Annotated in this window: 3 protein-coding genes; all 3 read right to left on the bottom strand. The window is 61.2% G+C overall.

Annotated features, from left to right (window positions below; genetic code table 11):
• Positions 1 to 302 (bottom strand): transcriptional regulator (locus AGR2A_RS21900; RefSeq protein ID WP_080823340.1); only part of this gene is annotated, 302 nt, incomplete at its 3' end.
• The gene (locus AGR2A_RS21895; RefSeq protein WP_080823339.1) at positions 299 to 934 is read right to left on the bottom strand and encodes a hypothetical protein; all 636 of its coding nucleotides are present in this window, start codon (positions 932 to 934) and stop codon (positions 299 to 301) included. The genes AGR2A_RS21900 and AGR2A_RS21895, both read right to left, overlap by 4 nt.
• Positions 934 to 1,579, bottom strand: a 646-nt coding sequence (locus AGR2A_RS21890) for an ATP-binding protein (RefSeq protein ID WP_080823456.1), incomplete at its 5' end; no start/stop codon positions are given. The genes AGR2A_RS21895 and AGR2A_RS21890, both read right to left, overlap by 1 nt.

Below are 1,579 nucleotides of genomic sequence, written 5' to 3'. Positions count from 1 at the left end.
AAGGGGCGGCGCTGCCAACCGAGGCAGACATCCCGGCCGATCTCCTGCAGGACCGGGCAGCGCACGGTCTCGGACATGAGAGCGCCGCGCACGAGCTGCTCGATGCGACCGACATCGCCGGGATAGCTGTTCGAAAGGAGCTGGCTGACGGTCGAACCGGCATAGCCGATACGCTTTCCGACCAGCGTCTGGTTTTCTGCGTTGCAGGCCTCCGCCAGAGCGATGATCCATTCCGGGGGCTGCTCGCCCCATGCGGCGCGGGCCTTTTCCAGATTGTCGGGCTTGGGCTTCGTCGGGGTCATGCTTCGACCTCGACAGTCTCCGGCTCGCCGAAAATCTTCTCGGCATTCGGGTCATAGATGCACTCGGTTTTGAGGAGCTTCGGCGCGATCGGGCCGGTGTTGCGAACAAGCCGCCAGATCGTTGGTTCCAGTCGGGTTCCCTTCTGCAGAACGGTCAGGTACCCGGCCCGGAGCAGGCAGGAAATGTAAAGCCGGGCCGAACGCTGTGCGACCGTTAGCGAATCCGTCGAGGCATGCACCGAAATGTCGATGAGCTTGAAACCATTCCTGAAGAAGGGAGAGCGCATGGCATTCCAGAGCGCCTGCCGAGCCGTCATCGGGTCAGCGATCAATGTACCGTCTCGCTTGAATACCGGCGTGGCCGACTGTCGAGCCACGATGCGGAACAAGGCCATGCCACGCGGGTTCTGGTCCCCGGTGCGACTGATGAGTTCAGCCTTTTCGCACATGGCGAGAAAGGTGGAGATTTGCTCCCGGCCGCGATTATTGGAAAGGCCGAAGATATCGTCCACGCTGAAGGGCTGGTTGCGCATGTCGGCGTCCATCATCAGCTTCCAGTAATGATCCTGACCGGTCAGCACGCGCTGGCCCTTGGCGACCGAAATCTTGAGAGCGATCGGAGTAACCCGCATTATGCTGCCTCCTTTCTGGAAGGCAGGCGCGAGCGCGAGAACAGGCCGTTACCGCCCTCGTAAGCTGCGAGGTCGATGGAGCTAAGGCCCATCCTCGCGGCTGCCTCCGCAATGTTATGCAGAGAGTTGCCGACGCGACGGACACGGCCTTCGCCCTCGGTTCTGGCCTTTTCGAGCAGGTCATCCGCGATCGACAGCTTCGGATAGAACGTCCGCGCCAACGTGCGGGCATCTTCCATGTCGCAGGGATGGGCATATTTCGTATCGAGGACGAGATCGCGGAAGCGGTCCCCGACATGTTCCAGTTTCTTCGGGAACAGCTCCTCGCCGATAAGCATCACGGGAACACCGCTGGCCTTGGCAATGCCGCGCACCAGCTCGATCAGGTTCTTTTTGATGAGCAGGTCGCCCTCATCAATGATAAGCGGGCGGCGCGGATCGCGGCAAAGAAGGCCAATGACCTCGTCTTCCATGTCAGACAGCGTGCCGCGTGGCTGGTAAACGCCGAGTTCGGAGAGGATCGAGCGCAGCAACTTGGCGCGGGTCCATGTGTCCCGCACTTCGACATAGGCAGCGCCGGTCTTGTTCTGGCAATAGAGCGCCGCTACGCTTTTGCCATAACCGGAGTAACCGGCGAGAACGCCG

Origin of the sequence: Agrobacterium genomosp. 2 str. CFBP 5494 (genome assembly GCF_900013495.1) — a bacterium.
In the GTDB taxonomy this organism is placed as follows: Bacteria; Pseudomonadota; Alphaproteobacteria; order Rhizobiales; family Rhizobiaceae; genus Agrobacterium; species Agrobacterium pusense.
The sequence above is the reverse complement of the archived record's forward strand: the minus strand, read 5'-3'. Positions and strand labels throughout refer to the sequence as shown.

Excerpts from the sequence above, each read along its gene's own strand:
- AGR2A_RS21895 (WP_080823339.1), bottom strand. The coding sequence starts at position 934 with ATGCGGGTTACTCCGATCGCTCTCAAGATTTCGGTCGCCAAGGGCCAG.